Source organism: Candidatus Margulisiibacteriota bacterium (assembly GCA_018822365.1).
Classification (GTDB): Bacteria; Margulisbacteria; WOR-1; order O2-12-FULL-45-9; family XYB2-FULL-48-7; genus XYB2-FULL-45-9.
The window spans coordinates 64437-88793 of record JAHJKL010000061.1 but is presented as its reverse complement, the minus strand read 5'-3'; the positions used below and the strand labels follow the sequence as shown (position 1 = coordinate 88793).

Below are 24357 nucleotides of genomic sequence, written 5' to 3'. Positions count from 1 at the left end.
CTAAATTATAGCAGTCCCTGACGGACAGGTAAAGTGATGGTGAAGGTGGTCCCCTTCCCAATTTCGCTCTCCAGATCAATGAATCCGCGATGACCGTCGACAATGCTGTGTGAAATGGTCAACCCCAGGCCGGTCCCGCCGTATTTCGTCGTGTAGAACGGATCAAACAGCCGCTTCTGCGTCTCCGGCGGGATCCCGGGGCCGCTGTCCTTGATCACCACTTTGATCGTCCGCAATTCTCCATCCCGCCGGTCCCCCTCCAGCGTCATGACCAGCAAAGCCCCCCCCTCCGGCATCGCCTGGATCGCGTTGAGGACCAGGTTGGAAAAGACCTGTCCCAACTGCCCCCGGTCAACTTCGACCGGTGGAAGCGGGACATAGCTTTTTTCTATTTTCACTTTCGCCCCCTTGGTTTGTTCACGATAATCGGCGATAGTTTCATCGAGCAGCTCCCCGATCTGGACCGGAGCAAAGGTCAGGGCCGATGCCCTGGCAAAGCTCAAAAGGCTTTCGACGATCCGGTCGATCCGGTTGATCTCCCGCGGCAAGATCTCCTGCAGTTTTTTCCGGTACTCCGGGTCGTTATAACGGGTAGGGAGCAGCTGAGCAAAGACCTTCATGGACGAAAGCGGGTTTTTGATCTCGTGCGCCATCCCCGCCCCCATCGTCGCCAGCGCGGCCAGCTTGTCGGCCCGGCGAACTTTATCTTCCAACTGCTTGATCTCGGTCAAGTCTAAAATAGTGATCAATACGCCGATCTTTTTGCCGTCGTGGTCGCGGAGCAGGGTCGAGGCGATCGAGACCGGCACCCCACCCCGCTCATGGGAAGAAAGAACTGCTTCATGGTTGTTAAAACAGTGTTCTTTAAACGACTGCGCCACGATCCGGTTGAGGAGAGAGTCCTCCCCCCAGATTTCTTCACAGCTCTTCCCCAGCACTTCTATGATCTTCCGGCCGGTGATCTTTTCCGCCATCTGGTTAAAGGTCACGATCCGTTCTTTCTGGTCAACGGTCATGACCCCGCTGACCATCGACTGGAGAATCTCTTCGTTGTAATCTTTCATGTTGACGACCTGGGCATAGAGCCGGGCGTTGTCCAGGGCGACAGCCGTCTGGCTCGCCAGCGTCCCAAGCAGGCCGATATCCTCGGCCGTCATAATGTCACCTGAAAGCTTGTTCCCGAGCGCGATGATCCCGATCAACTGATCTTTTGAGATGATCGGCACCCAGACCGGAATGCCAAGTCGGTCCATTTCGTCCCGCACTTCTTCCAGGTCCGATGTCCCGGCCAGCACTCCGCCGGTGTGGACCATCTGGCGGTCAAGCTCGTCTTCAATTTCGTCCCTGACCAGAACATCCTGCATGATCGACAACCAGGAGACGATCGGACTTTCCACGTCGATCTCGATCCGCTTGTACCTGGGGATCGACATCGGGATCGAACGAAAATGCTCCCGCTCCTGGTCGAGCAACAGAAAAGAGATCTCCGAGACCTCCATTGTTTTAACAAATGACATGGCGATCAGCTTGGTCAAGCCTTCCAGCTTGATGACCGAAGCGATCTCCCGGCTGATCTTCAGGATCGTGTTCCGATAGTCGTAGCGCCCCCTAAAAAACAGCCGGTCGGCGATCCTGCCGGTAATTGAGACAAGTGGCTGATAAAGAATGGCGATCAGCAATGCGTCAAAAGCGGAAAAGGTCAGCAGGCCAAAACCGGGACGGCCGGCAAAATATGCCTGCCCGAGCAGGACAATGATCAGGAAAAGAATGGCCGACAAGAGAGCCGACGTGGTGTACACCGTGATCTGGCGGATAACTATCTCCAGGCTCATTAACCGGTGCTTGAGGATCGTATAATAGCCAAACGCCGCCAGGGTCAGCAAGAAAAAAGGTCCGTACCCCAACAGCTGGTTGAATCCCATAACCGGCAAGACCAGATTGCAAAGAAGGGGAACGCTCAAGGCCAACACTCCCCCCAGCAGGATGTAGCCAACCTGGAGACGGCTGGTCCCAAAGTAGCGCTGTTGTTTGCGGCGCAGGACCATGATCGAAACCCCGGCGGTCGCCAGCATGAAAAACAAATATATAGGCGAGCCTAACCCAAGATTAAACCCGTTCCCATCTGGAGTGATCACCGCTTTTTCAAACAGCAGGCCGGTAAAAGAAAGACTCAGGGACAGGCCTCCCCAGACCACCCAGAAAACAAGCTGGGGAATGGTCGGCCGGCTCTCCACTTTGGGAAATATCAAGGCAAAGTAAAAAAACGCGACCGCGGTCGCCAGCCCGGAAATCGCTCCCGCTCTTAACCAAAAGAGCGCTTCCGACGGAACTTTTGCCGTAGAAAAAAGAAAAAGGGAAAGAGCAAATACATACAAAAACCCGGTCAGAAATAAATAGGTCAAATTGATCCGCTTCCCCGGAGCGGCGCTGTAAACCAGCCACCCCATCGCCAACGCCGCCAGACCGATATAAAGCGGGAAGAGATGCTCGATCCGGTGGAGAAAGATCAGGAGCAGGGTACCACCCCCCCCCAACATTAGAAATAGAGGGAGATAATTCGAACTATTTAGCGGTCGCATCAGCCAATCGTTCTCTTCTCAGTCGCAAAAGCTTTTCGATCTCCGCCAGTTCTTCCCTGGTATTGACCCCAAGAGTCTCTGCCGGATCATTTGTGCTGAAAGCAAAAACACTTTTCCCCTGGCGCCGGAGGATCTCGATCGTGTCGGTCAAATAGTATTCTTTTTGGGCGTTCTCCGACCCTACTTCCGCCAGGGCGGCAAAAAGCGCTTCCTTGTCAAAACAAAAAGTTCCGGTATTGACCTCCCGGATCCTCAACTCTTCAGGTGTCGCATCTTTTTTTTCTACGATCTTAAGAAGCTCCCCCCCCACCTGCCGGACAATTCGCCCGTAATTTCCCCCATCAGGCAATTCTGCCGTCAGGTCGGTCGCCACGGCCCCGTTCTTCCGGTGAAAAGCAAGAAGCCGGCGCATTGTCTCCGTCGAGAGAAGCGGGACATCACCTGCCACAACTAAAACCGTTCCGCTAAAATCATCAAGAAAAGGAGCCGCCTGCAAGACAGCGTGACCTGTCCCTTTTTGTTCTGCCTGGATGACAAACTTGACCGGCCAGTCGCGATAATGGCTCATGATCATTTCCCGCTGGTAGCCGACAACAACCAGTATTTTTGCGGGACCAAGCTCCTGCACACTCTTCAAGACATGGGAAAGCATTGGCTCGCCTAACACCCGGTGAAAAACCTTGGGAAGGTCGGATCGCATCCTGACCCCTTTGCCGGCCGCCAAAACCACTACAGCTAAATCATTCATAAAGCCATTGTAACAATCGCCGTTAAAGTTGACAAGCTATTTCTACATTGTTATACTTAAAAAATCGAATTTTGTTGTTTTTCTCATGAAATCAAGAGAAGAGATCATCGCCAGTCTTAAAGTAACGCTCGACCAAGAACGATTTGACCACACCCTCCGGGTAGAAAAGATCGCTCTTGCGCTGGCCAGCAAGTACCGGGTCAACCGGGCCAAAACCAGCCTGGCCGCCCTGCTCCATGATTGCGCCCGGCGCTTTGACCGGCGGGGGCTCCTCCGGATGGCAAAAATATTCAAACTAACGCCCGACCCGGTCAGGCTTTTTGAGCCCAAACTTTTTCACGGCGAGATCGGCCGCCGCCTGGCTGCCGCCGAATTCGGGATCAAAGACAAAGAAATACTGGCGGCTATTGAGAACCACACTACCGGCCGGCCGGGGATGAGCCGGCTGGAAAAGATCATTTACCTGGCCGATCATATTGAGGTCGGGCGGAAATTTACCGGGATCGGCCGGATCAGAAAACTCGCTCTCCATGACCTGGACCGGGCGATCATTGCTTTTACCGAAAATTCGGTCGGCTATTTCCTGAAGCTCGGCCTCCCCTTTCATCCGGCAACCGTCGAGACCAGGAATTATTTACTGCTGAAACATGCAAAAAAAAGAAATTAAGAAAAAAAGTTTCAAGGCACTGATCGTTCTAATGATCTTTCTGATCTTTTTTGGAATGATCGCCGGCTTCGTCATTGGGATCGCCTCCCGGCTCGCCCTGCTCGAGGTCTTTTTAAGCCTCGCCCCAACCTCCCCGATCTTCCCCCGGTCCAACATCCTGGTGCTTGGTGTAGACAAAGGGTATTCCCACCGATCCGACACGATCATGGTCGTCAATATCGACCCTGACAAAAAAACCGTCGGGCTGGTCTCGATCCCGCGCGACACCCTGGTCACCATCCCCGGACGCGGGCTCGACAAGATCAACCATGCATTTGCTTACGGCGGGGTCGAACTCTCCCGGCAAACGGTCGCTGAACTATTAAAGATCGATATCCCTTACTATGTTGTCGTCGATCTATCAGGATTGGAAGGACTTATCGATAAGATCGGAGGGGTCAAGGTCAACGTACCTAAGCGGATGTATTATGTCGACTACGCGGACGACCTGCACATCGACCTCCAGCCCGGACTGCAAACCCTCAACGGGCGGCAGGTCATGGGTTACCTGCGTTTCCGCCACACCGACAACGACTTTGCCCGGATCGAACGCCAACAGGACTTTATTAAAACCGTCGGCGAACAGCTGTTACGGCGGGAACATATCCTTAAAAGTGCCGATGTTTTCTTCTCTCTGCTCAGCTGCATCGAGACCAACCTGAATTCCCGCCAGGTCCTGGGGCTCTCCCTAACGGTCAGGGGGGCACAGGAAACCGGACAGATCGCCATGACCACCCTGCGCGGCGGCAGCCTGATTGTCGACGGCATATATTATTACAAACCGGACTCCGACTCTCTCCCCTCCACGGTCGACCGATACCTGTCGATCGGCGCCAAAGAAGCAGGCCAGCCATGACCAACCGGCCAAGCGAAGAAAAGACCATCGAACTGATCGCCAGAGCTGCGGAAAACAAGCTTGCCCTTGATATCAAGGTCCTGGATGTCAGGAAAACTTCAAACCTGCTCGACTACCTGGTCATTTGCGGCGGCGAAAGCGAGCCGCAGCTCAAAGCAATCAGCGGCGAGATCGACGACCAGCTCCGCAAGGCGGGGATCAAAGGTTACCGCTGGCAGGGAGTCTCCGGCTCCGGCTGGCAGATCCTTGACCTTGGCTCGATCGTTATCCACATTCTTGGAGTAGCTGAGCGGGAATATTACAACCTTGAAGAGCTCTGGGGTAAAGAAGCGATAATTTACCATTATTAATTCCCAACCCGCCCCTTTTGGTGTATAATAAACAACGGTTCGCGATCCCTTTCCCATGTTCCGTCACTCGTGTTTCGTGTGTTTCGTATTGTGGGGCCGTAGTTCAGCTGGGAGAACGCTTGACTGGCAGTCAAGAGGTCAGGGGTTCGATCCCCCTCGGCTCCATTTTTTTGTTGTCTTAGTTAATAAAAAGAAAGGGGTAAGGAAAAATGGCTACTAAAGGAAAAAAGAAAGAGACCAAGTTTGTGTATCGATTCGGCGGGACCAAGGCGGACGGCAAGTCGGAAATGAAAAATCTGTTGGGGGGCAAAGGGGCCAACCTGGCAGAAATGACCAATATCGGCATCCCGGTCCCTCCCGGTTTCACGATCACCACGGAGATGTGCACGGTTTATTACAAATTGAACCGGAAATATCCAAAAGCACTTGACGCCCAGATCCGCGAAAGCATGAAACACATTGAAAAAAACATGGGAACAGGGGCCGAATTCGGGAGCGAGTCCAATCCGCTCCTCGTCTCGGTCCGCTCCGGCGCCCGGGTCTCCATGCCGGGGATGATGGACACTGTTCTTAATCTCGGGCTCAACGACAAAACGGTCGTCGGCCTGGTCAAACAATCAGGGAACGAAAGGTTCGCCTGGGATGCCTATCGCCGGTTCGTCCAGATGTACGGCGACGTTGTCCTCGGCCTCAAGCCGCAGACCAAGACCGACATCGACCCGTTCGAAGAGATCATGGACGAAGTTAAAGAAGAAAAAGGGATCAAGCTCGACGTTGACCTGAGCGTTGACGACCTTAAAGAATTAGTCAAACGCTTCAAAGCGGCGATCAAAAAACGGAAAGGGATGGATTTCCCTGAAGATCCGTGGACCCAGCTCTGGGGAGCGATCGAAGCGGTTTTCGGCTCCTGGATGGGAGACCGGGCGATCAAGTACCGGCAGATCAACAAAGTACCTCACGACTGGGGAACCGCCGTCAATGTCCAGGCGATGGTCTTTGGCAACATGGGGAACGACTCCGGCACCGGCGTCGCTTTCACCCGCAACCCGTCGACCGGCGAGCACAAATTCTATGGTGAATACCTGATCAACGCTCAGGGGGAAGACGTTGTCGCCGGCATCAGGACTCCCCAGCCGGTCAACAACTCAACCAAGAGTTCTGCCGACCAAAAGACACTGGAAGAAGTTATGCCGGTCGCTTACAAGACGCTGGAAGCGATCTACAAGAAACTGGAAAAGCACTACCGCGACATGCAGGACATTGAATTCACCATTCAAAAAGGGAAACTCTGGATGCTCCAGACCCGGAACGGCAAACGGACAGCCGCCGCCGCCCTCCAGATCGCCTGCGACATGGTCGCCGAAAAGCTGATCGACACCAAGACCGCGCTCCTGCGGATCTCGCCGTCACAACTTGACCAGCTCCTCCATCCGACTTTCGACCCGAAAGCGAAAAAAGAAGTTATCGCCAAAGGCCTTCCCGCTTCTCCGGGAGCGGCAACCGGCCAGGCGGTTTTCCACGCCGACGAGGCCGAAGAATGGGTCAAGGACGGCAAGAAAGTAATTCTCGTCCGGATCGAAACCTCGCCTGAAGATATCGGCGGGATGAACGTCGCCGAAGGCATTCTCACCGCCCGGGGCGGCATGACCTCCCACGCGGCGGTCGTTGCCCGCGGCATGGGAAAATGCTGCGTTGCCGGCTGCGGCGACCTCGACATCAACTACAAGACCAAGCAGTTCGAAGCCAAGGGAGTTGTCGTTAAAGAAGGGGACTGGATCTCGCTTGACGGCACAACCGGTCAGGTCATGAAAGGGAAAGTCCCGACCAGTCAGCCGGCCCTCTCCGGCAATTTCGGCAAGATCATGGCCTGGGCCGACAAGGTCAGGACCCTCGGCATCCGGACCAACGCCGATACGCCGAAAGATGCCCAGGTCGCCCGCGACTTTGGCGCCGAGGGGATCGGCCTTTGCCGGACAGAACATATGTTCTTTGAAGGGGACCGGATCAAAGCGGTCCGCGAAATGATCCTGGCCGATGACCTGGAAGGGCGCAAAAAAGCGCTGGCCAAACTTCTGCCGATGCAAAAGGGAGATTTTGTCGGGATCTTTGAAGCAATGAAGGGGCTGCCGGTCACCATCCGCCTCCTCGACCCGCCGCTGCATGAATTTGTGCCGCACGAAACCGCGCAGCAGCAGGAAATGGCGACCGATATGGGGGTCTCCCTGGAGCATGTCCAAAAGAAAGTTAATTCGCTCCATGAATTCAACCCGATGCTTGGCCATCGCGGCTGCCGCCTTGGGATCATTTACCCGGAGATCACCGAAATGCAGGCCCGGGCCATTATTGAAGCGGCTTGCGAACTAAAGAAGAAAGGGATCAACGTCAAGCCCGAGATCATGGTCCCGCTGGTCGGCTCGGTCTCCGAGCTCAAGAACCAGACCGAGATCATCAACCGGGTAGCCAAAGAGACCATTGCCAAATTCGGCGTCAAGCTCGATTACATGGTCGGGACAATGATCGAAGTGCCGCGCGCCGCGCTGGTCGCCGACAAGATCGCCGAAGAGGCGCATTTCTTCTCCTTCGGGACCAACGACCTGACCCAGATGACCATGGGGCTCTCCCGCGACGACGCCGGCAAGTTCCTGCCGACCTATGTCGAGATGGGGATCTACAAAGACGATCCTTTCCAATCGCTTGATCAGGAGGGGGTTGGCCAGCTGGTCGCCATTGCGGTCAAAAAAGGACGCCAGGCCAAAAAGGACCTCAAGCTCGGGATCTGCGGCGAACACGGCGGAGATCCTTCTTCGATCGAGTTCTGCCACAAAGTCGGGCTCAATTACGTCAGCTGTTCTCCATACCGCGTGCCGATCGCTCGGCTCGCGGCGGCTCAAGCAGTTTTGAAAGCCAAAAAATAGGAGTTGAGCTAAGCTGCTAATTCGCGAAGAAATCGAGGGGCGGGAGAAGCAATTTCTCTCGCCCCACGCTGCTTTTTCCGCCAGATCAAAAGGGCGGAAAAAGTCAGAGAAAGAATGTCCGCTCCGCACCGCTTTTCAGCGCGATCGCGACCGGATCATCCATTCCAAAGCCTTCCGCCGTTTAAAACACAAGACCCAGGTTTTTATTTCGCCGGTCGAAGACCATTTCCGGACCAGGCTGACCCACACTCTGGAAGTCTCCCAGATTGCCCGGACCATTGCCCGCGCCCTTTGCCTCAACGAGGACCTGGCCGAAGCGATCTCCCTGGGACACGACCTGGGACATACTCCTTTCGGCCACGCCGGCGAATATGTTCTCGACGACATTCTCAAGCACTATGGCCGGCGCTTTTATCACAACGAACAGAGCCTTCGGGTAGTCGAATATCTGGAACGGGATGGGGCCGGACTTAACCTGACCTGGGAAGTCCTCGACGGGATCCGCAACCACACTCCTGACGATCCCTGGCCGGCAACCCTGGAAGGGTGCATTGTCAGGCTGGCCGACCGGATCGCTTATTTACGGCACGACATCGAGGACGCGATCGTTGCCGGAGTGCTCAAGGAAAAACAGCTTCCCCGCCGGCATATGCGGGCCCTGGGAAAGAATATTTTAGACCGGATCGTGACCGATATTGTCCGGCACAGCCGGCATAAGCCGGTCATCCGGATGAGCGGCGATGTCCAGGTCGCCATGGACGGCCTTTACGATTTTATGTACAAGAACGTTTACACCAACCCGACCGCCAAGCGGGAAGAAAAAAAAGTACCGGAACTGCTGCAGCGCTTGTTCCGCTATTATCATTACAACCTGCCGTTCCAAAAAGGGCTCAAAGAAAAGGACCAGCTCCAGCACACCGTCGATTTTATCGCCGGCATGACCGACCGCTACGCCATCAACAAGTTCCAGGAGCTTTTTGTCCCCGATGAATGGAGGCAGACTGTTTGATCCCTGCCCAAACGATCGAAGAGATCAGAAAAAAATCAGATATCGTCAAGATCATTTCTGAATACACCCCGCTGCGCAAGCGGGGGCGCAGTCACCTGGGTCTTTGCCCGTTCCATTCGGAAAAGACACCATCCTTCACCGTCTCCGAAGAGAAGCAGTTGTTCCACTGCTTCGGCTGCGGGGCCGGCGGGAACGTTTTTGACTTTATTATGCAAATCGACAACCTTGGCTTTGCCGAGGCGGTCCGCGAGCTGGGAGAAAAACTCGGGATCGAGGTCGAAGGGGGTAGCCCTTCAGGAGCCGGAAAGAGCCTGCGCGACCAGCTTTACGATCTGCTTCATCTCGCCGGTAAATTTTACCAAAAATCCCTGCAGGGACCGGAAGGGACAGCGGCCCGCGACTACATGAAACAGCGGAGGATCAGCGAAGAGACCGCCCGAAGGTTCGATTTGGGCTGCGCTCCGGACGGCTGGGACAATCTTTACCGATACCTGCTCTCCCGCGGAGCGGACCCAAAACTAATGGAACAGGCCGGGCTGGTCCTCGAACGGGAGAACGAAAAAGGGAGCTATTTTGACCGGTTCCGCGGCCGCCTTCAGTTCCCAATTATGGATACCCGCGGCCGGGTCCTGGGTTTCAGCGGCCGCTCTCTCGACGGCAAAGAACCAAAATATTTAAACTCCCCCGACACTCCGGTTTTCCGCAAAGGAGACGCAGTCTTTGGCTTGAGCACCACCAAAGAAGCGATCAAAAACACCCGAACCGCGATCCTGGTCGAAGGGAACGTCGACCTGATCTCAACTTTTCAAGCCGGGGTCCACAATGTCGTGGCGCCGCTCGGCACCGCTCTGACAATCGGCCAATGCAAGTTGCTGGCCCGCTTTGCCGATACAGTTGTGTTGGCTTATGATGCCGACCCGGCCGGCGAAACTGCCGCCGAAAGATCGGCTGAACTGATCATTTCCGCAGGCTTAAAAGTTAGGGTTGCCCAATTAAGCGGGGCCAAAGACCCGGATGAGCTTGTCCAGAAACAAGGAGGGGACGCGCTGAAGAAGGCGCTCTCCGACTCCCTCCCCTACCTTGAGTTCAAGCTCAAGCGGACCCTGGGCCGGCACAATCTAAAAGAGATCGAAGGGCGGGGCCGGGCGCTCAAGGAGATCGGACAATTACTGTCAGGAGAAACGGACCAGTTCGCCCAAAAAGAGTACGCCAAGCTTGCGGCCGGCGCGCTAAAAACAACGGAAGAACAGGTCCTGGCTGAAGCCAGAAAGCTGAAGTTTTACAACAACCCAGCGGCTCGGAGCTTGCGCCGGACCGTGGAGAAGCCGCCGTCAAGAATAATCGCGGCCGAAAAACATTTGTTGGCGCTGGCGGCGCAAAACGTTGACGCCAGGGAAAAATTGAAAGCGGAATTGCCGCTCGACCGTTTTATCACGCCAGAAGCCAGGCAGGTCGCGGCACTGATCTACAGCACCGATCTTAGCGGAGCGGAAGATCCAGAGCATAAACTTCTTAGCTTGATCGAGGATGAAGGGGGTAAACGCTTCCTGACCACCGCCCTCTTGAGCGAATCACAGGAGAACCCGCAGGAGATATTGCATGACTGTATCGAATCGCTGCGGGAGGAGAAGCTTAAAAGCAGGGTCAACGCGCTAAAGAGCGAGCTGCAGCAGGCGGAAGCGGCCGGCGACACAGCCCGGGCCTCCGAGCTCATCTCGGCGTTAATGGCTGAAATTTCCTAGAAACGGCATCGATAACAAATTGGAGGGGATCGCATGTACTTTGGTAAAAAAGCTGATTTTGAAACACTTAAAACTTTAGGCGCCCGGAAAGGCTTCCTGACGCCGGAAGATATCCTCTCGGTCTACCCCGAACCGGAGAAAAAGCTCGACCAGATCGAACAGCTCCTGAGCACCGGGATCGACCTGTCTGAAAGCGGCAAGAAGATCAAGGGAGAAGAGGTCCCCAAAGCCGAAGATCTGCAGAAAGAACTGCTGGGGTTAAAAGGGGTCGGCGTCGACGACACCGTCCGGATGTATCTGCGCGAGATCGGCAAATTCCCGCTCCTTACTTCCGAAGAAGAGGTCGTCCTGGCAAAGCGGCTAAAAGCAGGCGATATCCGCGCCAAGCACAAGCTGGTCAACTCCAACCTCCGCCTGGTCGTCTCTATCGCCAAAAAATACACCGGCCGGGGAATGCTCTTCCTCGACCTTGTTCAGGAAGGGAACCTGGGGCTGATCCGCGCGGTCGAAAAATTCGATTACCGGAAGGGGTACAAATTCTCGACCTACGCCACCTGGTGGATCCGCCAGGCGATCACCCGCGCCATTGCCGACCAGGCCCGGACCATCAGGATCCCGGTCCACATGATCGAAACGATCAACCGCCTGCGCAAAACATCACGCATCCTGCTGCAGCAGCTTGGGCACAAGCCGACCGAAAAAGAGATCGCCCAGCGCGCCCGGATGTCAGTCGACAAGGTCCGCGAAATTCTGCGGATCTCACAGGTCCCGCTCTCACTGGAGGCGCCGATCGGCGACGAAGAAAGCTCCAGGCTGGGGGATTTTGTCGAAGATATCACCATCCAGGCGCCGGACGACATCGTCCTGCAGGGATTGTTGCGCGACGACCTGGAAGAGGTCATGAACACCCTCTCCGAGCGCGAGCGAACCGTCCTTAAGCTCCGCTTCGGGCTGGACGACGGCCATCCGCGGACATTGGAAGAAGTGGGTAAAGTTTTCGCGGTCACTCGCGAGCGGATCCGGCAGATCGAGGCCAAGGCTTTGCGGAAATTAAAACATCCGACCCGCGCCCGCAAACTTAAAGAGTACTTAAAATAACGCTACTCTCGGCCAAAGAATTTTTTCCACTCTGAAGCGATGGTCTGTATCCTTCTGATATGACGGGGATTAAAGTTTTCTTCCCACGGCGCCGGCTGCAATCCTCCCGCGACTTCGGCCGCCAATTTAAAATTATATCCCCCCTTCTGGCCCTGTCTTGCAAAAACCCCTTCGTCTATGGGATAAAGCCCCATCGGCAAAGCCAGACTAACCACATCACGGCTAGTCATGGCGCTTAATGTCTGGTGCGATCGGGCTAATGAATAAACCGCGTCGCCGGTCGGAATATCGGAAAGCCGGTCGTGGCTATAGGTGTGAGAAGCGACCTCCATCCCCCACTCTTCCAGCTGGCGAAGTTTTCTGGCCTTATAGTCAGGATTTTCCGGCTGGCCGAAGATATTCCGATCGGGGTTGTTAGTCTGAACCAGAATAAAAAAAGTTCCACGGACCGGCCAGTCAGGGTATTTCGCGTTAAATCTTTTAATTATTCCGACCGCGCACTCCGGATCAACTTCGCCGTTTGGCAAATAGCGAAACTGGCTCGACGATGAATCGTCAAAGGTCAACACGACCGGAATCTTTCCCGGAGGCAAGCCAGGAAATCCGGCCAAAATATCGCGCAGGTTAAAAGGATAATAATTGTTTGACCGTAGCCACTCCAGGTCGCGCCAAAAGTTTTCCGGGGTCCGCGACCAGCGAGCCTCCGGCCGGCGGATCAGGTGGTATTCTAAGACTGGGAATTTTTTGAAGGAATGGGTGGCCGCGACTGCTTTGGCCGGTGGAGCGCTCTTTGCAACCGGCCCAGGGGCACAGCCGGCGACAAACAATAGCAACAGGCCTGTAACCGCGCAATAAATTACGCGGTTAAAAAAGAAGATTGTCATTTAAATTGCTTCTCAAAGCGTTTATAGATCAGCAGGGCGTTCCGTTTGACCTCCCGGTTCTTAAATTCCCCCCGCTTGTTGTATTTAACGATATAAAGATCGACTGGAGAATCGATGTCTTCGTAAAATTCGCCTTTATCCCGCAATATATCGATCTTCCAATAGCGTTCTCCTTTAAAATAGTCGTAGCCGCGTCCGCCAAATGTATCCGCTACTTCAAACAATTGGCCTTTAAATAACCTGGGGATCATAATAATACTGCCGCCCGGAAGAAAATTTAAAGCAACAAAGTTGCCAAGGCGGTGGTTGTTTTGGGAAACTTTTTTGTAACGGCCAAACTCGCTCCAGTTATGGGTATAATACGTGGTAACCAGGACCTTGAGCGAAGGGTAGACAGAGGATCCCTTCGCAAGCATCGGGGAGGCCAAGGCAGCAACAATGGCTGCCGTTAATAAAAGCGTTAGGCTTCTTTTGGCCATGCCGAAATATCCGGCCCATATTTGGACTTGTTCTCTAAAAGTTTTTGCTTTAATTTAGCGACATTTTCCCCCAAGCCATGGATCGTTTTCTCAAACTCGTCAATTTGCGCCAACAGTTCGTCAATATTTTTTGCTTTTTCAACCATAAATAGCTCCCTCCTAAGTATTAAATTGGGCCCTATAGGATTCGAACCTATAACCAATCGATTATGAGTCGAGCGCTCTACCATTGAGCTAAGGGCCCTCAATAACTGCCGAATAACAACTTACAACACGTCCGCCTCCGGCGGACTACAACCACATAACATGGTATCACGTCTTGACTGGTGCTTGCAATATAAGCTAAACTGAACTTGAGTAATATCATCGGTTGTTAGTTATCCTGGGGCGGTTAGCTCAGCTGGTTAGAGCGCCTGCTTCACACGCAGGAGGTCACAGGTTCGACTCCTGTACCGCCCATTTTAACTGACAACTCGGCGCGTTGCGCCTACAACTAACAACTTGTTGTTTTTATAAGATAATCAGTTGTTAGTTATCCAGGGCAGTTAGTTCAGCTGGTTGAATGCCTCGCTTACACCGAGGAGGTCGTAGGTTCGAGTCCTACACTGCCCATTCTATATCCGGTCTTCGAGGATATCTCTTCTGGTCTTCTCCATCAAACGCATAAAAAAGCGGAGGTTGTGGATCGTCAAGAGGTGCATCGCGGTGATCTCTCTCGCCCAGAAGAGATGGCGGATATAGGCCTTGGTGAAGTTGCGGCAGGCAAAGCAATCACAGTCAGGGTCGATCGGCGAGAAGTCTTTTTCAAACTCCGCTCGTCTAATGCTTGTTTTCCCTTCAAGGGTCAAAAAAGAACCGTGCCGGGCCAGCCGGGTCGGAATGACGCAGTCAAATAGGTCGGCCCCCAGCTTAATCCCGCCTAAGATATCTTGAGCGTATCCAACCCCCAATAAATGGCGAGGCCGGTCCGGCTGGAGAATATCGGTCACAATATCAAGCATCTCAAACATCTCATTTTGCGGCTCCCCCACTGACAACCCACCGATCCCATAGCCGGGAAAACCGATCTCGGCGATCTGTTCAGCCGAGATTTTCCGCAAATCCTTGTAAGTCGACCCCTGGGCGATGCCAAACAGGGTTGGGCACTCTTCCGTTTGCTTTTTATTTTGCCAATACTTATAAGCCTGCTTCGCCCAACTGGTCGTCCTGACCAAAGCCGTTTCCGCTTCCTGCTTCCCGCATGGGTAAGCGACACATTCGTCGAGTGGCATCATAATGTCCGAGCCAAAAGCGGTCTGGATGTCGACCACCTTTTCCGGGGTCAGGAAATGCTTGGTCCCATCAAGGTGGGAGGTAAACTCAACTCCATTATCGGTCACCGTCCGCATATGGGCCAGGGAAAAGACCTGGAACCCTCCCGAATCGGTAAGGATCGGTTTATCCCAGCGCATGAACCTATGCAGTCCGCCGGCAGCTTTGATCAATTCGATCCCCGGACGCAGGTAGAGGTGATAAGTATTGGAGAGAATGATCTGGGCTTCCAACTCATTGAGATCGCGGAAGGTCATCGTTTTGACCGTTCCCAAGGTCCCGACCGGCTGGAACATCGGGGTATCGACAACCCCGTGGGGAGTATAGAGTTTCCCTACTCTCGCTTTCGACTTGCTTGATTTCTTTATGATCTCGAATTTAAATTTCATTCCGTTTGCAAGTCGATCTCAAAAAGCGGAACCTTGGGTTCAGGCAAGAAGGTCATTTTGGTCGGAACGTAATCGTTATCGATCATTCCAACATACAGCAACTTCAAGCCGGCGGCGGGGATCAGCCTGGTTGACCCCTCCCTCATTCGCCAATTGCTTTTTTTAGCGTGGTAGACCTGATCAAATGACTCTCCATTCTTGTCAATTAAGACCAAGGCGCCATTAGGCCCGCCGAATGAGCCGGTGAAATCATGGGCATTTCTTATTTCCGCTTCGATCAATATCCATTTTTTACCGGTCGCGGCCTTCGCGCCAAGCGGATCGGTTTCCGGATAACTTACGCTATAAATTTTGAATTTGGCTGTCCCATTAAAAAGCCATTCATTGATCTTTCCCTCGCGTCCTTGAAGCTCTTTTTTTCCGTCGGAAACAGCCGGCATCGCTTCATCTGTCAAATTCACCCGATAAACAGGCAGTTTTGCCCCAGGTATATAAACCACTCTTATCGGGGTGTACTCCTGGGGAACTATCGCCAGATAAAAAACATTCAAGCTCTCCCCGGGTTTTAAGCGTCGGGAAGATTCCCTTTTTCGCCAATCGCTTTTGGACACGTTGTAAACTCTGGAGAACAGCTGTTCGTCCTTATCGACCAGGTTTAAAGATCCATTTGGCCCGCCATAAGAGGTCGTAAATTTTTGATTATTGACCAGCTCAACCTCAATCGCTATATACTTTTTCGCTTTGTCGGCTTTTTCTCCATTCGGTCCGGCCTCCGGATATTCAAAACTAATCACTTTAAATTTCGATGTCCCATTTGCCAGCCATTCCCCGACTTTTCCCTGTAATCCCTGCAGTTGATTTCGTCCTCCGGCCGGGACAATTTTCTTCTTTTCAGCTTCGGCCTTGAACTGCAAGCTAACCAAAACAACAACAATTAACAATAATCCCCATATATTCTTGTTTTTCATAATATCCTCCCTCTAATATTCAGATTATATCATCATAAGATGAGCATCGCGTCGCCGAAAGAGTAAAAACGGTACTTTTCCCGAACCGCTGTTTTATATGCCTCAAGCGTTAGGTCCAGCCCGGCAAAAGCGGCAACCAAAACGATCAGCGAGGTCCGGGGAAAATGAAAGTTGGTAATAATCGCGTCAACCAGCTTAAATTGATAACCGGGATAAATAAATAAGGCGGTCTCTCCCTTGACCCCCTCTCTGCTCCCCGCTTTAACATGGTCGGCAATCGTCTCCAAAGTCCGAATAGCGGTCGTCCCGACCGCGACCACTCTTTTAGCCTCACCTAACAAAGCAATTGTTTCGGCTGGGACCTCAAACGCCTCTGAATACATATGATGGTCCTCAATATTTTCGGCGTAGATCGGCTTAAAGGTCGCCAATCCGGTGTGGAGCGTAACGTAAGCGATCTTCACCCCGCGCGCTTCGATCTTGGCGAGGAGTTCCGGGGTGAAGTGGAGGCCGGCAGTGGGGGCGGCGGCGGCCCCTTCCTTCTCCGCGAAAACCGTCTGATAACGTCCCTGTAATTCCGGGGAGTGGCGATTGGTCTTTACATATGGCGGCAAGGGAAGCTCCCCCTCCTTTTTCATGTAACCCCAAAGGTCGCCTCTAAAATCAATGATCTGTTCACCGCTAGTGGTCTTTTCTATTACCACCCCGGAGACTTCCCCTTCATTAAAAACGATCCAATCGCCAACCTTCAACTTTTTCCCCGGTTTGACCAAGCATTCGAATATTTTTTTATCGGGATCGGTATTCTGCATTTGCTTGCTTAAAAGAACCTCGACCTTCGCTCCGCCGTCAATTTTACAGCCGGTCAAATTAGCCGGTATCACCTTGGTATTGTTTAAGACCAAAAGATCGCCCGGTTGGAAGTAGTCAGCGATATCGTAAAAATGTTTGTGGCCGATCGTTTGCCCCGCGCGGTCAAGGACCATCAGCCGGGAGTGGTCTCGATCGGCGGACGGCGCCTGGGCGATCAGCTCTTCGGGCAAATTATAATCAAATTTCGCTGTTCTCATAATAAATAATAAAAAGGGGCAGGGTCGCGACCAACCCTGCCGCCTTACGCGTAACTCCCAGCTCTACTTTATTTTCGCGGCCCCCTTTTGGCATTCAGCCGGGCAACCGCACTTATCGCAGTCCTTTGTCTTCACGCAAACATCTTTTACGCAGAGCTTTTTGCACTTTTTTGCGCAAGGCAATTTAGCGCGGATTGAATCGCATTGTTTTGAGCTCTTTCCGCATTCAGCCAGGGCCATTGAAGCGAGCAGAACTATTCCAAGAAATAAAACTAATAATTTTTTCATGATTATCTCCTTTAATATTGGTTATTTTAAGAGCCAATAGTAAAAGGAGGGGCGGTCGAAGGATGGGCCAGCCTGCTTATCAAATGAGGCGAAGCAACATTAAAATGCCGGCAAACAATGACCGGCAAGTAATTGACGACCTCTTGGACCGTCGCGCTGGCCGGAAAAAGGGCCGCCGCCAAATGGTCAAAGAGCTTATTGACCGAGGAAACGGCGTCAACCTGTTGAGGAGTTACCCAGCAACTCTCTTCGCCCGAACAACAGCACTTGCTCTCCATTTGGCAGCTCGTAGCCCCAAAAGCGCCAAAAGAAAAGGAAAGGACCAGTAAAAACAATATAGCTTTTTTCATATATTTTATAAATCGGGGCGGCGGGATTTGAACCCACGATCTCTACCACCCCAAGGTAGCGCCTTAGACCAAGCTGGGCCACGCCCCGATTCCTTAATTTACCTTCGGATAATATTGAGTATAATGGTCAGGACAATGCTCGCCAGGATCATGGTCGTGATCGGGACCAGGACCGTCGTATTTTCCCGCTGATAAACAATATCCCCCGGCAGTCTGCCGATCCAGGGAACCTTTGCCGACAGAACAAGAAACCCGCCGATCAGGACGACAATCACCCCAATATAAATCAACATCCGCCCTAACGACTCAATAGCCATCCAATATTTCCTTTTATTCCAGTGCGAATTTCACCGGGACCTCGAACCAGCTGGCGATCGCCCCGCCGCTTTGCGAGGCGGGATTGAAACGCCATTGCCAAAGGGCTTTGGAGGCCGCCGCGTCAAGATCGCTATATCCTGACGAGCTTTTTATATCAACCTTCCAGGGTTCGCCCAATTCACTAACGTAAACCGACAGCAAAACCACCCCTTCAGATCCATTCTCCTGCGCCGCCTGAGGATATAGGGGAACAACCTGATGAGCAATTGTCGGGGGAACTATCGGCAGCGGAACCGCCCTGATCGGTCGCAGAGTTTGTCGGGCTTCGCTTGCTTTCGCTACTGCTACCGGCGCCGCCTTGGCCGGGGCGGCAACAGCCTGAACCGCTCGCACCTCTGCTCCGGCAAAGACCGGATAATTGCGATCAACATCCAGATTTGTTCTAAGAAAAAATAAAGCGGCTGCTCCCCCCATTCCCATGATCAGAAAAAGTCCGAGCCGCGGCAGTGTAAGTTCTTTCATGTTTTGTTCCTCCTTGGTTATTATATCACTAAAAGGTCCATTTCACGCCCAATGAATAGTTACGCCCCGGCATCGGGTACTTGCGCATCGCGTAAGTGTTCGGGTCAAGGCCAAACGCCTCGCTGTATTGCTCGTCAAAAACGTTGTTCGCCGCAAAGACCGCTTCCGCTCCGAAAAGTGGCCTGGTCAGGTGGAAGTCGACCACTGTGTATGCCGGAAGTTCGATCGTGTTTTGGGAATCGACATAGCGCGACCCGACATAGCGGGCCAGAATCGAGCTCCCCCCCATGATAAGCCCTACATTGTACTTGGAGCGCGGGGTATATGGAACTTGTTTATCGACCGCGACTTTTTTGTCGACCACCTGCTGATAGGTATAATTGGCATACCCTTTGCCGGTGGCAAATTTATGCTCCAGGTCAAATTCGACCCCATTTGACTGGACCTCGCCGATATTGGTCGCCAGCGTCTGAAAGGTCGCCGGGTCGTATGACCATAGGATCATATCGGTAAGATTTGCCTGGTAGTAGCTGACCCGGACGATCTGCCGGTCGCTTATATTTCTTTCCAGCGCAATATTGTATGATGTCGACTTTTCGGGCTTTAGAGAGGCGTTGCCAAACATCCCCCAGGCTGGGTCATTCCAATACAATTCGTTCAAGGTCGGGGCCCGGAAAGCGCTCCCGGCCGAAAGCTTGAGAGCTAAATTTCTGCCAAGCTGATAGGTTAGGCCTGCCCGCGGATTGATCGATGTCCCGGCGGTACTGTGCCTGTCTCCCCGGACCGAAAGAGAGAAAAGGGTCCGCCCAAATAATATCTCATCCTGAACAAAAGCGGCATAATTGCTGACCGAATGCGCTCCCGCCAGGGTCGATTCCCCTCTGTCTTCAATAAGCTCAATGCCGTACAATGTTTTTCCAAGCCCTACATTAAGGTTTTGCTGCCACTCCAGGCCATTCCGCCACCCTTTGTTGGAAGAAACACCAAAAATATAGGGATCGATCTTTTGATCAAGAGTGTTGGCGTAAGCGCGCAGGGAAAAATCGTCGTTCCTTAAGGCGGCGCCTATCGTTATGTTCCGGTCCGCCTGCCGGTCGCTTGGTTCCGTGGCGGAAGCCGGGTCACTTTCGGAGGTCGGGACTCCGGGGATCCCTTTGAGCGCGTCATAAAGGCTCCCGTCAACAATAATGTCGGCAAAGCCAAGCGGGAGAGTGAATTTCCCATACACATTCCTGGCAGCGTAGGCACTGTTCTGCCGAAAACCATCCGACTGGATGTAATCGGCGGTTAACAGATAGTTTCCGCCTCCTATTTTAACCCCATACTGCCAGGTCCCATATGAACTATTAGTAACAGAAATATACCTTTCGTCCTTCGGTTCCTTGGTAATGATATTGATCACGCCTGAAACCGCGTCAGAGCCGTACAGGGCGGAAAGCGGGGAACGGACGATCTCCACCCGATCAATGCTCGAGGTTAAAATATCTCCCAGATCAAAAGTCCCCAGTGTCGGGGAATTCAGCCGCCTGCCGTCCAAAAGGACCAATACCTGGGTCGAGTTGGCGCCGCGCAAACGGGCCGAAGTGACCGCGCCAAGGTACCCATATGAGGTCACATCCAATCCGGCGACATTTCTGACCGCTTCGCCGACATTGGTAAAATCCTTCAGCTGTATCTGGCTAATGATCGTGGCATTCCAGGGAATAAGCGTGACCGGCTGGGGAAAACGGGATCCTGTAACCAAAACCTCCTGCCCGTAAAATATTGGCGCAGCGGCAAATGAATCCTGTGCGGTCATAAATGTAAAACAAAAGAAAACCAGACCAAATAAAATAATATTTTTCATCTCTATACCCCCATGATATTTTGAAGTATAGAGTTCTCGGGAAAACCCTAACACGTCCCGTCGATCGGAGTAGGACTAGAACCTACTTATTAGCTAACTCTCTCCCGCTGAGAAATCCGCAAAGACGGGTTTACTACCGCGACACCTCCTTTTTTTCTTCTTCCGATTGAATAATGATCACTATCTCTCCCTTGACGGTCTTAGATCGAAAATGCTCTAAAACCTCCAAGGCCGGGCCTCGCTTTATCTCTTCGAACTTTTTCGTCAATTCCCGGCAAACGGCAACCTGCCTGTCTCCCATGATCGCCAATATCTCCGTTAATGTTCTTATCAAACGAAAAGGAGACTCGTAGATTATAATCGTCCTCTCTTCGTTTTTCAACGCTTCAAGCAATTTCCGCTTTTTACCTGGCCGTTTTGGCAAAAAACCTTCAAAAGCAAAACGGTCGGTCGGCAAACCGGCCGCCGATAATGCGGCAATAGCCGCCGATGCGCCTGGGATTGGCACAACTAAAATGCCCTGCTCAGCGGCCGCCCTGACCAGCTCATATCCAGGGTCAGAGATGCAGGGGGTCCCGGAATCGGTCACTATCGCCAAATCAGCTCCAGCTTGTAGCTTTTCCAGCAAGTGTCCGGCTTTCCGCATAATATTAAATTTATGATAAGAGGTCAGCGGGGTGGAAATGTCATAATGATCCAGAAGGATCCTGGTCTGTCTGGTATCTTCCGCCGCAATGAGCGAAACCTCAGACAAGATCCGCCTGGCCCGATAAGTTAGGTCTTCCAAATTGCCTATCGGCGTCGCGACAACATAAAGGGTTCCGGACATCTAGTTGGAAAAGATCGGCGTTTTACGGTTTTCGGCAACGTTCTCGGTCATGTTTTCGCCAAAGCCTTCTTCTTTCGCCCCCGGGTTAACGGTTACCCTGCCGTGATAGGTTGCCCCTTCTTCAATAATGATCCGCTCGCCGCAAAGTTCTCCCCGTACCCGCCCCGTCTTGGTGATCTCCAGGTTGCCGGCCGCTCTGACGTTCCCTTCAACTTTTCCGGAAACAACGATCGAACCGCCAAATACCTCACCGGAAACTACGCCGCTTTGCAGGATCATAACCTCGCCGTCAGCCTTGATCTTTCCTTCAAAAAAACCGTTCAAGCTGATCGATCCACCGGTCACGATCTCTCCTTTAAATGTGGAATGTTCCCCCAGGACCGAATTGACCCCTTCAAAAAGCGGCGCCTTTTTACCGGAACCGTTAAATACTCCCATTTTTTCCCCTCCACATCCGACTGGCGGTCACGACATTCATGTCAAGATACGCCATTGGATTTTTTGCTACGTTATTCACCCTGACTTCATAATGCAAATGCGGACCGGTCGTCCAGCCGGTCATACCGATATAAGAAACAATCTGTCCTTTGCTTACCCTCTGTCCCTGGGCTACGGCAAACCTGGAATTATGCCCGTATAAGGTAGAAATGCCGTTCTGATGCTGAACGATGACCGCTTTGCCGTAACCTCTGATCCACCCGACAAAAGAGACATGACCGTCAGCAGTCGCCCTGGCCGGAGCCCCATAACTGGCCTGAATGTCCACTCCAGTGTGCCTGCCACGCCATGGATAGACCCGGTATCCAAACCCAGAAGTTATTCTACCATAGATCGGCCATGAGGTTGGGGTTTCCACCAACCGTTCCTGGACTTTTTTTACCCATGACCTAAGTTCTTCTAGGCTCTCTCTTCGCTCGGAAAGCCTGACCGCGGCCTGGCCAAGTTCAAGAGATATTTTATCTTTAGCTTCAGGGGATGACTTTAAATCAAAAGGGAGTCGTGCCTGGTTCTTCCAGCTCTTTAAGCCGAGCATTTTTCGGAGGTTGTTCTCTTCGGAGGCCAACTTATCAATGGTCCCCATTATTTGAGCGGTCTTTTGAGAAAAGGCGGAAAGCCGGGCTTCCTGTTTTTCATTCTTGGCCAGGGCGTGGGTATAACCGACCAAACGACGCGATATTAATGTGGAGTAGACAATGGACGACCCGACCAAAAGCAGGCAAAAGACCAAAGCAAAAGCCCCGGTATACAGCCAGCTGGCCGGGACCTTGAAGCTGATCGGCGCTCCCTGCGCGTCGTGCGGCACGATCATAAAAGTAAAATGTTTTTTCTTTTTTCGGTTAGCCACTATTACACCCTATTAAACTATACTCTGCCAAACGCGATAAAGTCAATAGTCGGCTATGTAATTAATAGGCGGATAACCATGAAATTCCTAAACTACTGGAACGATAATAATTCATGTTAATAACCAGGCCGCAGATCAGCTTGATCGTCCAAAATTCATATGGCCATCCGATCACCCAGGCCCACCGGATCGATTTGCCCGGAAAAAGGCCCGACCAGCTCCCTGAACTCTCCCTTCTTTCCCCTCCCGCCCGGTTAAGCAACAGCATCGCTGATTTTCGCCGGCACCGTCGCTTCATGACCGATTGTCTTGAGGCAACAACCGGAACCATCCCCTTGCTGGTGACCGACCAACACCTTTATTCCCTCCCCTTTTACAAGGCGCTGGCCGGAACCTATCCGGACCAGGATATCGCCATCGTCACTCTTGACAATCACCTGGATGGGGTGGACCTGACTTATACCAACTGGGCTTTTTGGGGATTTGGCATCTATCTTAACCATATCAAACCGACCAATCTATTTATTATTGGTTCCGGTCAGCAAATAAAGGCCGAGGCTTTCGCTCGCGAGCATAAATGCGAGGCGGCCGGAGCGCTCTTTAATTACCAGGTTATTGAAGAATTTTCCGAATTCACCCGCCGGGCGGCGGACAATGTGGCGGCAGTCAACCCTTCGATAAATATCAGGGAGATCAGGCGGGACAGGCGGCTTAGGGATTTTGCCGAATATTCATTGCTTAAAAATGCCGGGGTAACGATCAGTCAATCCCTCACAGGGGTTTATCTTGCGGGAAAGCCGGTTTTTGTTTCGTTTGACACCGATGTCCCGCTTCGAGGTGAAAAATTACTGGAGATCGCTCGGCTTCTGCGCGGCTCCATACTTCTCGGCCTGCATATCAGCGAGCTGAGCCAGGGACTCCCAATCCACGGCCGCGAAGAGATAGAAACCCTAGTCAAAATGATCGTTGAATAGCTATTCTACTTTAAAGACCGAATCGCTGATCCCGCGGTTGACCTTGATGTTATCAAAATCCATCTCCACATCCATCCGGCCGGCCGGCGTACTGACAAAAGAAACGTTCTTTTTGGGGATCCAAACCCCACTGATCATGGCATAATCAATGTCAGACTGGCTGACCAGCTCTCCTTTGCTCCCGTACATCATGATCCTGGTCGCGATCCAGCGTTCACCGTCAATATAAAGCTCCATCCGGGAAAGGAATTTATTCTCTTTCCTTGGGGTGCCTGAAATAACATAGATCGCCTTTCCCGGCACCCCTTTATTGGCAACAGTAAAGTCAAAATATTGCTTTGCTTTCTCCAGGTCCATTTGCTGGGAAGAACCGGGCATCCCGCTCTGCTCGCGCAGTTTTTTCAGGTCCTGGACCACTTTCTGTCCGGTCTCCGGATTAACGACCATCATTTTGTCGCCATTAGTAATAGTTACCTGCTTTACAGGCGAAAGCATCTCAACCTTTGACTTCTCTTTCCCTTTGGTCCAAACCTTCCCTTTTTGGGTCATCTTCTGAGGTTCGTTTTTTTCTGACCCCGGCAAGGCCAGGTTAGAGCTGATCAATGTCGTGGTCTCTGCATACATGTCATTGATACGGTCCTGGTTCTGCTGAACCTTTTTAACGACCAGATCAACCGAAGCCGTTGAATCGGCAAAGGCAACAGGGCAGACCAACAAAAAAGTAAAGACCAAAGCAATTATTTTTTTCATCATTAACTCCTTAATCTAAAGTTTCAATCAA

Annotated in this window: 25 protein-coding genes and 5 tRNA genes; 11 read left to right on the top strand and 19 right to left on the bottom strand. The window is 52.5% G+C overall.

Annotated features, from left to right (window positions below):
* Window positions 1-5: 5 nt before the first annotated feature.
* Both KKF06_05735 and KKF06_05730 read right to left on the bottom strand, forming a co-directional pair.
* The gene (locus tag KKF06_05735) at window positions 6-2537 is read right to left on the bottom strand and encodes a PAS domain S-box protein (protein ID MBU1617252.1); all 2532 of its coding nucleotides are present in this window, start codon (window positions 2535-2537) and stop codon (window positions 6-8) included.
* A gap of 25 nt (window positions 2538-2562) precedes the next feature.
* A complete protein-coding gene (locus KKF06_05730) occupies window positions 2563-3327 on the bottom strand; it encodes an NTP transferase domain-containing protein (protein ID MBU1617251.1) in 765 nt (254 codons plus the stop codon).
* Window positions 3328-3412: 85 nt separating this feature from the next.
* On the opposite strand from KKF06_05730, the gene yqeK reads away from it, so the two are divergent.
* From yqeK to rpoD, 8 genes are all read left to right on the top strand, one after another.
* On the top strand, window positions 3413-3994 hold the full coding sequence (gene yqeK / locus KKF06_05725; GenBank protein ID MBU1617250.1) for a bis(5'-nucleosyl)-tetraphosphatase (symmetrical) YqeK: 582 nt from the start codon (window positions 3413-3415) through the stop codon (window positions 3992-3994).
* Window positions 3975-4889, top strand: a complete 915-nt coding sequence (locus KKF06_05720) for an LCP family protein (GenBank protein ID MBU1617249.1) — start codon at window positions 3975-3977, stop codon at window positions 4887-4889. The genes yqeK and KKF06_05720 overlap by 20 nt, the downstream gene beginning before the upstream one ends.
* Window positions 4886-5239, top strand: a complete 354-nt coding sequence (gene rsfS / locus KKF06_05715) for a ribosome silencing factor (GenBank protein MBU1617248.1) — start codon at window positions 4886-4888, stop codon at window positions 5237-5239. Before KKF06_05720 ends, rsfS begins: the two co-directional genes overlap by 4 nt.
* Before the next feature lie 92 nt (window positions 5240-5331).
* A tRNA-Ala gene (locus KKF06_05710) sits at window positions 5332-5404 on the top strand.
* A gap of 44 nt (window positions 5405-5448) precedes the next feature.
* Complete coding sequence (gene ppdK, locus KKF06_05705; GenBank protein ID MBU1617247.1) at window positions 5449-8154, top strand: pyruvate, phosphate dikinase; 2706 nt, start codon at window positions 5449-5451, stop codon at window positions 8152-8154.
* 13 nt (window positions 8155-8167) lie between these two features.
* On the top strand, window positions 8168-9163 hold the full coding sequence (locus KKF06_05700; protein ID MBU1617246.1) for a deoxyguanosinetriphosphate triphosphohydrolase: 996 nt from the start codon (window positions 8168-8170) through the stop codon (window positions 9161-9163).
* Window positions 9145-10905, top strand: coding sequence for a DNA primase (gene dnaG / locus KKF06_05695; GenBank protein ID MBU1617245.1), 1761 nt, complete (start codon window positions 9145-9147; stop codon window positions 10903-10905). The genes KKF06_05700 and dnaG overlap by 19 nt, the downstream gene beginning before the upstream one ends.
* Before the next feature lie 33 nt (window positions 10906-10938).
* Complete coding sequence (rpoD, locus tag KKF06_05690) at window positions 10939-12003, top strand: RNA polymerase sigma factor RpoD (GenBank protein ID MBU1617244.1); 1065 nt, start codon at window positions 10939-10941, stop codon at window positions 12001-12003.
* A 2-nt stretch (window positions 12004-12005) separates the two neighbouring features.
* Here the strand turns inward: rpoD and KKF06_05685 are convergent, their stop codons facing one another.
* The 4 genes from KKF06_05685 to KKF06_05670 form a co-directional block, all read right to left on the bottom strand.
* Window positions 12006-12887, bottom strand: a complete 882-nt coding sequence (locus KKF06_05685; GenBank protein ID MBU1617243.1) for a polysaccharide deacetylase family protein — start codon at window positions 12885-12887, stop codon at window positions 12006-12008.
* Entirely contained in the window at window positions 12884-13366 is a 483-nt protein-coding gene (locus KKF06_05680; protein MBU1617242.1) for a hypothetical protein, read from the bottom strand. Before KKF06_05680 ends, KKF06_05685 begins: the two co-directional genes overlap by 4 nt.
* Complete coding sequence (locus KKF06_05675; GenBank protein MBU1617241.1) at window positions 13348-13512, bottom strand: hypothetical protein; 165 nt, start codon at window positions 13510-13512, stop codon at window positions 13348-13350. The genes KKF06_05680 and KKF06_05675 overlap by 19 nt, the downstream gene beginning before the upstream one ends.
* 26 nt (window positions 13513-13538) lie before the next feature.
* Window positions 13539-13610: transfer RNA gene (locus KKF06_05670), tRNA-Ile, on the bottom strand.
* Between the two features lie 141 nt (window positions 13611-13751).
* On the opposite strand from KKF06_05670, the gene KKF06_05665 reads away from it, so the two are divergent.
* Window positions 13752-13825: transfer RNA gene (locus tag KKF06_05665), tRNA-Val, on the top strand.
* 80 nt (window positions 13826-13905) lie between these two features.
* Window positions 13906-13978 (top strand) — tRNA-Val (locus KKF06_05660).
* Between the two features lie 2 nt (window positions 13979-13980).
* Here KKF06_05660 and tgt read toward each other — a convergent pair.
* From tgt to KKF06_05600, 12 genes are all read right to left on the bottom strand, one after another.
* Window positions 13981-15066, bottom strand: coding sequence for a tRNA guanosine(34) transglycosylase Tgt (tgt, locus tag KKF06_05655; GenBank protein ID MBU1617240.1), 1086 nt, complete (start codon window positions 15064-15066; stop codon window positions 13981-13983).
* On the bottom strand, window positions 15063-16034 hold the full coding sequence (locus tag KKF06_05650; protein MBU1617239.1) for a hypothetical protein: 972 nt from the start codon (window positions 16032-16034) through the stop codon (window positions 15063-15065). Before KKF06_05650 ends, tgt begins: the two co-directional genes overlap by 4 nt.
* 32 nt (window positions 16035-16066) lie before the next feature.
* Window positions 16067-17104 (bottom strand): tRNA preQ1(34) S-adenosylmethionine ribosyltransferase-isomerase QueA, encoded by a 1038-nt coding sequence (gene queA / locus KKF06_05645; protein ID MBU1617238.1) that lies wholly within the window; start codon window positions 17102-17104, stop codon window positions 16067-16069.
* A 63-nt stretch (window positions 17105-17167) separates the two neighbouring features.
* Window positions 17168-17392, bottom strand: coding sequence for a hypothetical protein (locus KKF06_05640; GenBank protein ID MBU1617237.1), 225 nt, complete (start codon window positions 17390-17392; stop codon window positions 17168-17170).
* Window positions 17393-17418: 26 nt separating this feature from the next.
* Window positions 17419-17742, bottom strand: coding sequence for a hypothetical protein (locus KKF06_05635; protein ID MBU1617236.1), 324 nt, complete (start codon window positions 17740-17742; stop codon window positions 17419-17421).
* Window positions 17743-17754: 12 nt separating this feature from the next.
* A tRNA-Pro gene (locus tag KKF06_05630) sits at window positions 17755-17830 on the bottom strand.
* 10 nt (window positions 17831-17840) lie between these two features.
* On the bottom strand, window positions 17841-18059 hold the full coding sequence (locus KKF06_05625; protein MBU1617235.1) for a DUF2905 domain-containing protein: 219 nt from the start codon (window positions 18057-18059) through the stop codon (window positions 17841-17843).
* A 13-nt stretch (window positions 18060-18072) separates the two neighbouring features.
* On the bottom strand, window positions 18073-18582 hold the full coding sequence (locus tag KKF06_05620; GenBank protein ID MBU1617234.1) for an energy transducer TonB: 510 nt from the start codon (window positions 18580-18582) through the stop codon (window positions 18073-18075).
* 28 nt (window positions 18583-18610) lie between these two features.
* The gene (locus KKF06_05615) at window positions 18611-20428 is read right to left on the bottom strand and encodes a TonB-dependent receptor (protein ID MBU1617233.1); all 1818 of its coding nucleotides are present in this window, start codon (window positions 20426-20428) and stop codon (window positions 18611-18613) included.
* Window positions 20429-20561: 133 nt separating this feature from the next.
* The gene (gene rsmI / locus KKF06_05610) at window positions 20562-21257 is read right to left on the bottom strand and encodes a 16S rRNA (cytidine(1402)-2'-O)-methyltransferase (GenBank protein ID MBU1617232.1); all 696 of its coding nucleotides are present in this window, start codon (window positions 21255-21257) and stop codon (window positions 20562-20564) included.
* On the bottom strand, window positions 21258-21695 hold the full coding sequence (locus KKF06_05605) for a polymer-forming cytoskeletal protein (protein MBU1617231.1): 438 nt from the start codon (window positions 21693-21695) through the stop codon (window positions 21258-21260).
* Entirely contained in the window at window positions 21682-22602 is a 921-nt protein-coding gene (locus tag KKF06_05600; protein ID MBU1617230.1) for a M23 family metallopeptidase, read from the bottom strand. Before KKF06_05600 ends, KKF06_05605 begins: the two co-directional genes overlap by 14 nt.
* Window positions 22603-22715: 113 nt before the next feature.
* Between KKF06_05600 and KKF06_05595 the strand changes: the two genes are divergently transcribed.
* Window positions 22716-23576 carry a hypothetical protein gene (locus KKF06_05595; protein ID MBU1617229.1) on the top strand — a complete coding sequence of 287 codons (861 nt, stop codon included), beginning with the start codon at window positions 22716-22718 and terminating at the stop codon, window positions 23574-23576.
* On the opposite strand, the gene KKF06_05590 is transcribed toward KKF06_05595, so the two are convergent.
* Window positions 23577-24326 (bottom strand): outer membrane lipoprotein-sorting protein, encoded by a 750-nt coding sequence (locus KKF06_05590; protein ID MBU1617228.1) that lies wholly within the window; start codon window positions 24324-24326, stop codon window positions 23577-23579.
* Between the last annotated feature and the right edge of the window lie 31 nt (window positions 24327-24357).

Bases quoted from the DNA above. Each gene is read 5' to 3' on its own strand.
- KKF06_05640 (MBU1617237.1), bottom strand. From the start codon at position 17,392: ATGAAAAAATTATTAGTTTTATTTCTTGGAATAGTTCTGCTCGCTTCA.
- yqeK (MBU1617250.1), top strand. From the start codon at position 3,413: ATGAAATCAAGAGAAGAGATCATCGCCAGTCTTAAAGTAACGCTCGAC.
- KKF06_05730 (MBU1617251.1), bottom strand. From the start codon at position 3,327: ATGAATGATTTAGCTGTAGTGGTTTTGGCGGCCGGCAAAGGGGTCAGG.
- KKF06_05735 (MBU1617252.1), bottom strand. From the start codon at position 2,537: ATGTTGGGGGGGGGTGGTACCCTGCTCCTGATCTTTCTCCACCGGATC.
- rpoD (MBU1617244.1), top strand. From the start codon at position 10,939: ATGTACTTTGGTAAAAAAGCTGATTTTGAAACACTTAAAACTTTAGGC.
- KKF06_05635 (MBU1617236.1), bottom strand. From the start codon at position 17,742: ATGAAAAAAGCTATATTGTTTTTACTGGTCCTTTCCTTTTCTTTTGGC.
- KKF06_05620 (MBU1617234.1), bottom strand. From the start codon at position 18,582: ATGAAAGAACTTACACTGCCGCGGCTCGGACTTTTTCTGATCATGGGA.
- rsmI (MBU1617232.1), bottom strand. From the start codon at position 21,257: ATGTCCGGAACCCTTTATGTTGTCGCGACGCCGATAGGCAATTTGGAA.
- KKF06_05685 (MBU1617243.1), bottom strand. From the start codon at position 12,887: ATGACAATCTTCTTTTTTAACCGCGTAATTTATTGCGCGGTTACAGGC.
- KKF06_05625 (MBU1617235.1), bottom strand. From the start codon at position 18,059: ATGGCTATTGAGTCGTTAGGGCGGATGTTGATTTATATTGGGGTGATT.
- KKF06_05680 (MBU1617242.1), bottom strand. From the start codon at position 13,366: ATGGCCAAAAGAAGCCTAACGCTTTTATTAACGGCAGCCATTGTTGCT.
- ppdK (MBU1617247.1), top strand. From the start codon at position 5,449: ATGGCTACTAAAGGAAAAAAGAAAGAGACCAAGTTTGTGTATCGATTC.
- KKF06_05675 (MBU1617241.1), bottom strand. From the start codon at position 13,512: ATGGTTGAAAAAGCAAAAAATATTGACGAACTGTTGGCGCAAATTGAC.
- rsfS (MBU1617248.1), top strand. From the start codon at position 4,886: ATGACCAACCGGCCAAGCGAAGAAAAGACCATCGAACTGATCGCCAGA.
- KKF06_05595 (MBU1617229.1), top strand. From the start codon at position 22,716: ATGTTAATAACCAGGCCGCAGATCAGCTTGATCGTCCAAAATTCATAT.
- tgt (MBU1617240.1), bottom strand. From the start codon at position 15,066: ATGAAATTTAAATTCGAGATCATAAAGAAATCAAGCAAGTCGAAAGCG.
- KKF06_05720 (MBU1617249.1), top strand. From the start codon at position 3,975: ATGCAAAAAAAAGAAATTAAGAAAAAAAGTTTCAAGGCACTGATCGTT.
- KKF06_05605 (MBU1617231.1), bottom strand. From the start codon at position 21,695: ATGGGAGTATTTAACGGTTCCGGTAAAAAGGCGCCGCTTTTTGAAGGG.
- dnaG (MBU1617245.1), top strand. From the start codon at position 9,145: ATGGAGGCAGACTGTTTGATCCCTGCCCAAACGATCGAAGAGATCAGA.
- KKF06_05590 (MBU1617228.1), bottom strand. From the start codon at position 24,326: ATGAAAAAAATAATTGCTTTGGTCTTTACTTTTTTGTTGGTCTGCCCT.
- KKF06_05615 (MBU1617233.1), bottom strand. From the start codon at position 20,428: ATGAAAAATATTATTTTATTTGGTCTGGTTTTCTTTTGTTTTACATTT.
- queA (MBU1617238.1), bottom strand. From the start codon at position 17,104: ATGAGAACAGCGAAATTTGATTATAATTTGCCCGAAGAGCTGATCGCC.
- KKF06_05650 (MBU1617239.1), bottom strand. From the start codon at position 16,034: ATGAAAAACAAGAATATATGGGGATTATTGTTAATTGTTGTTGTTTTG.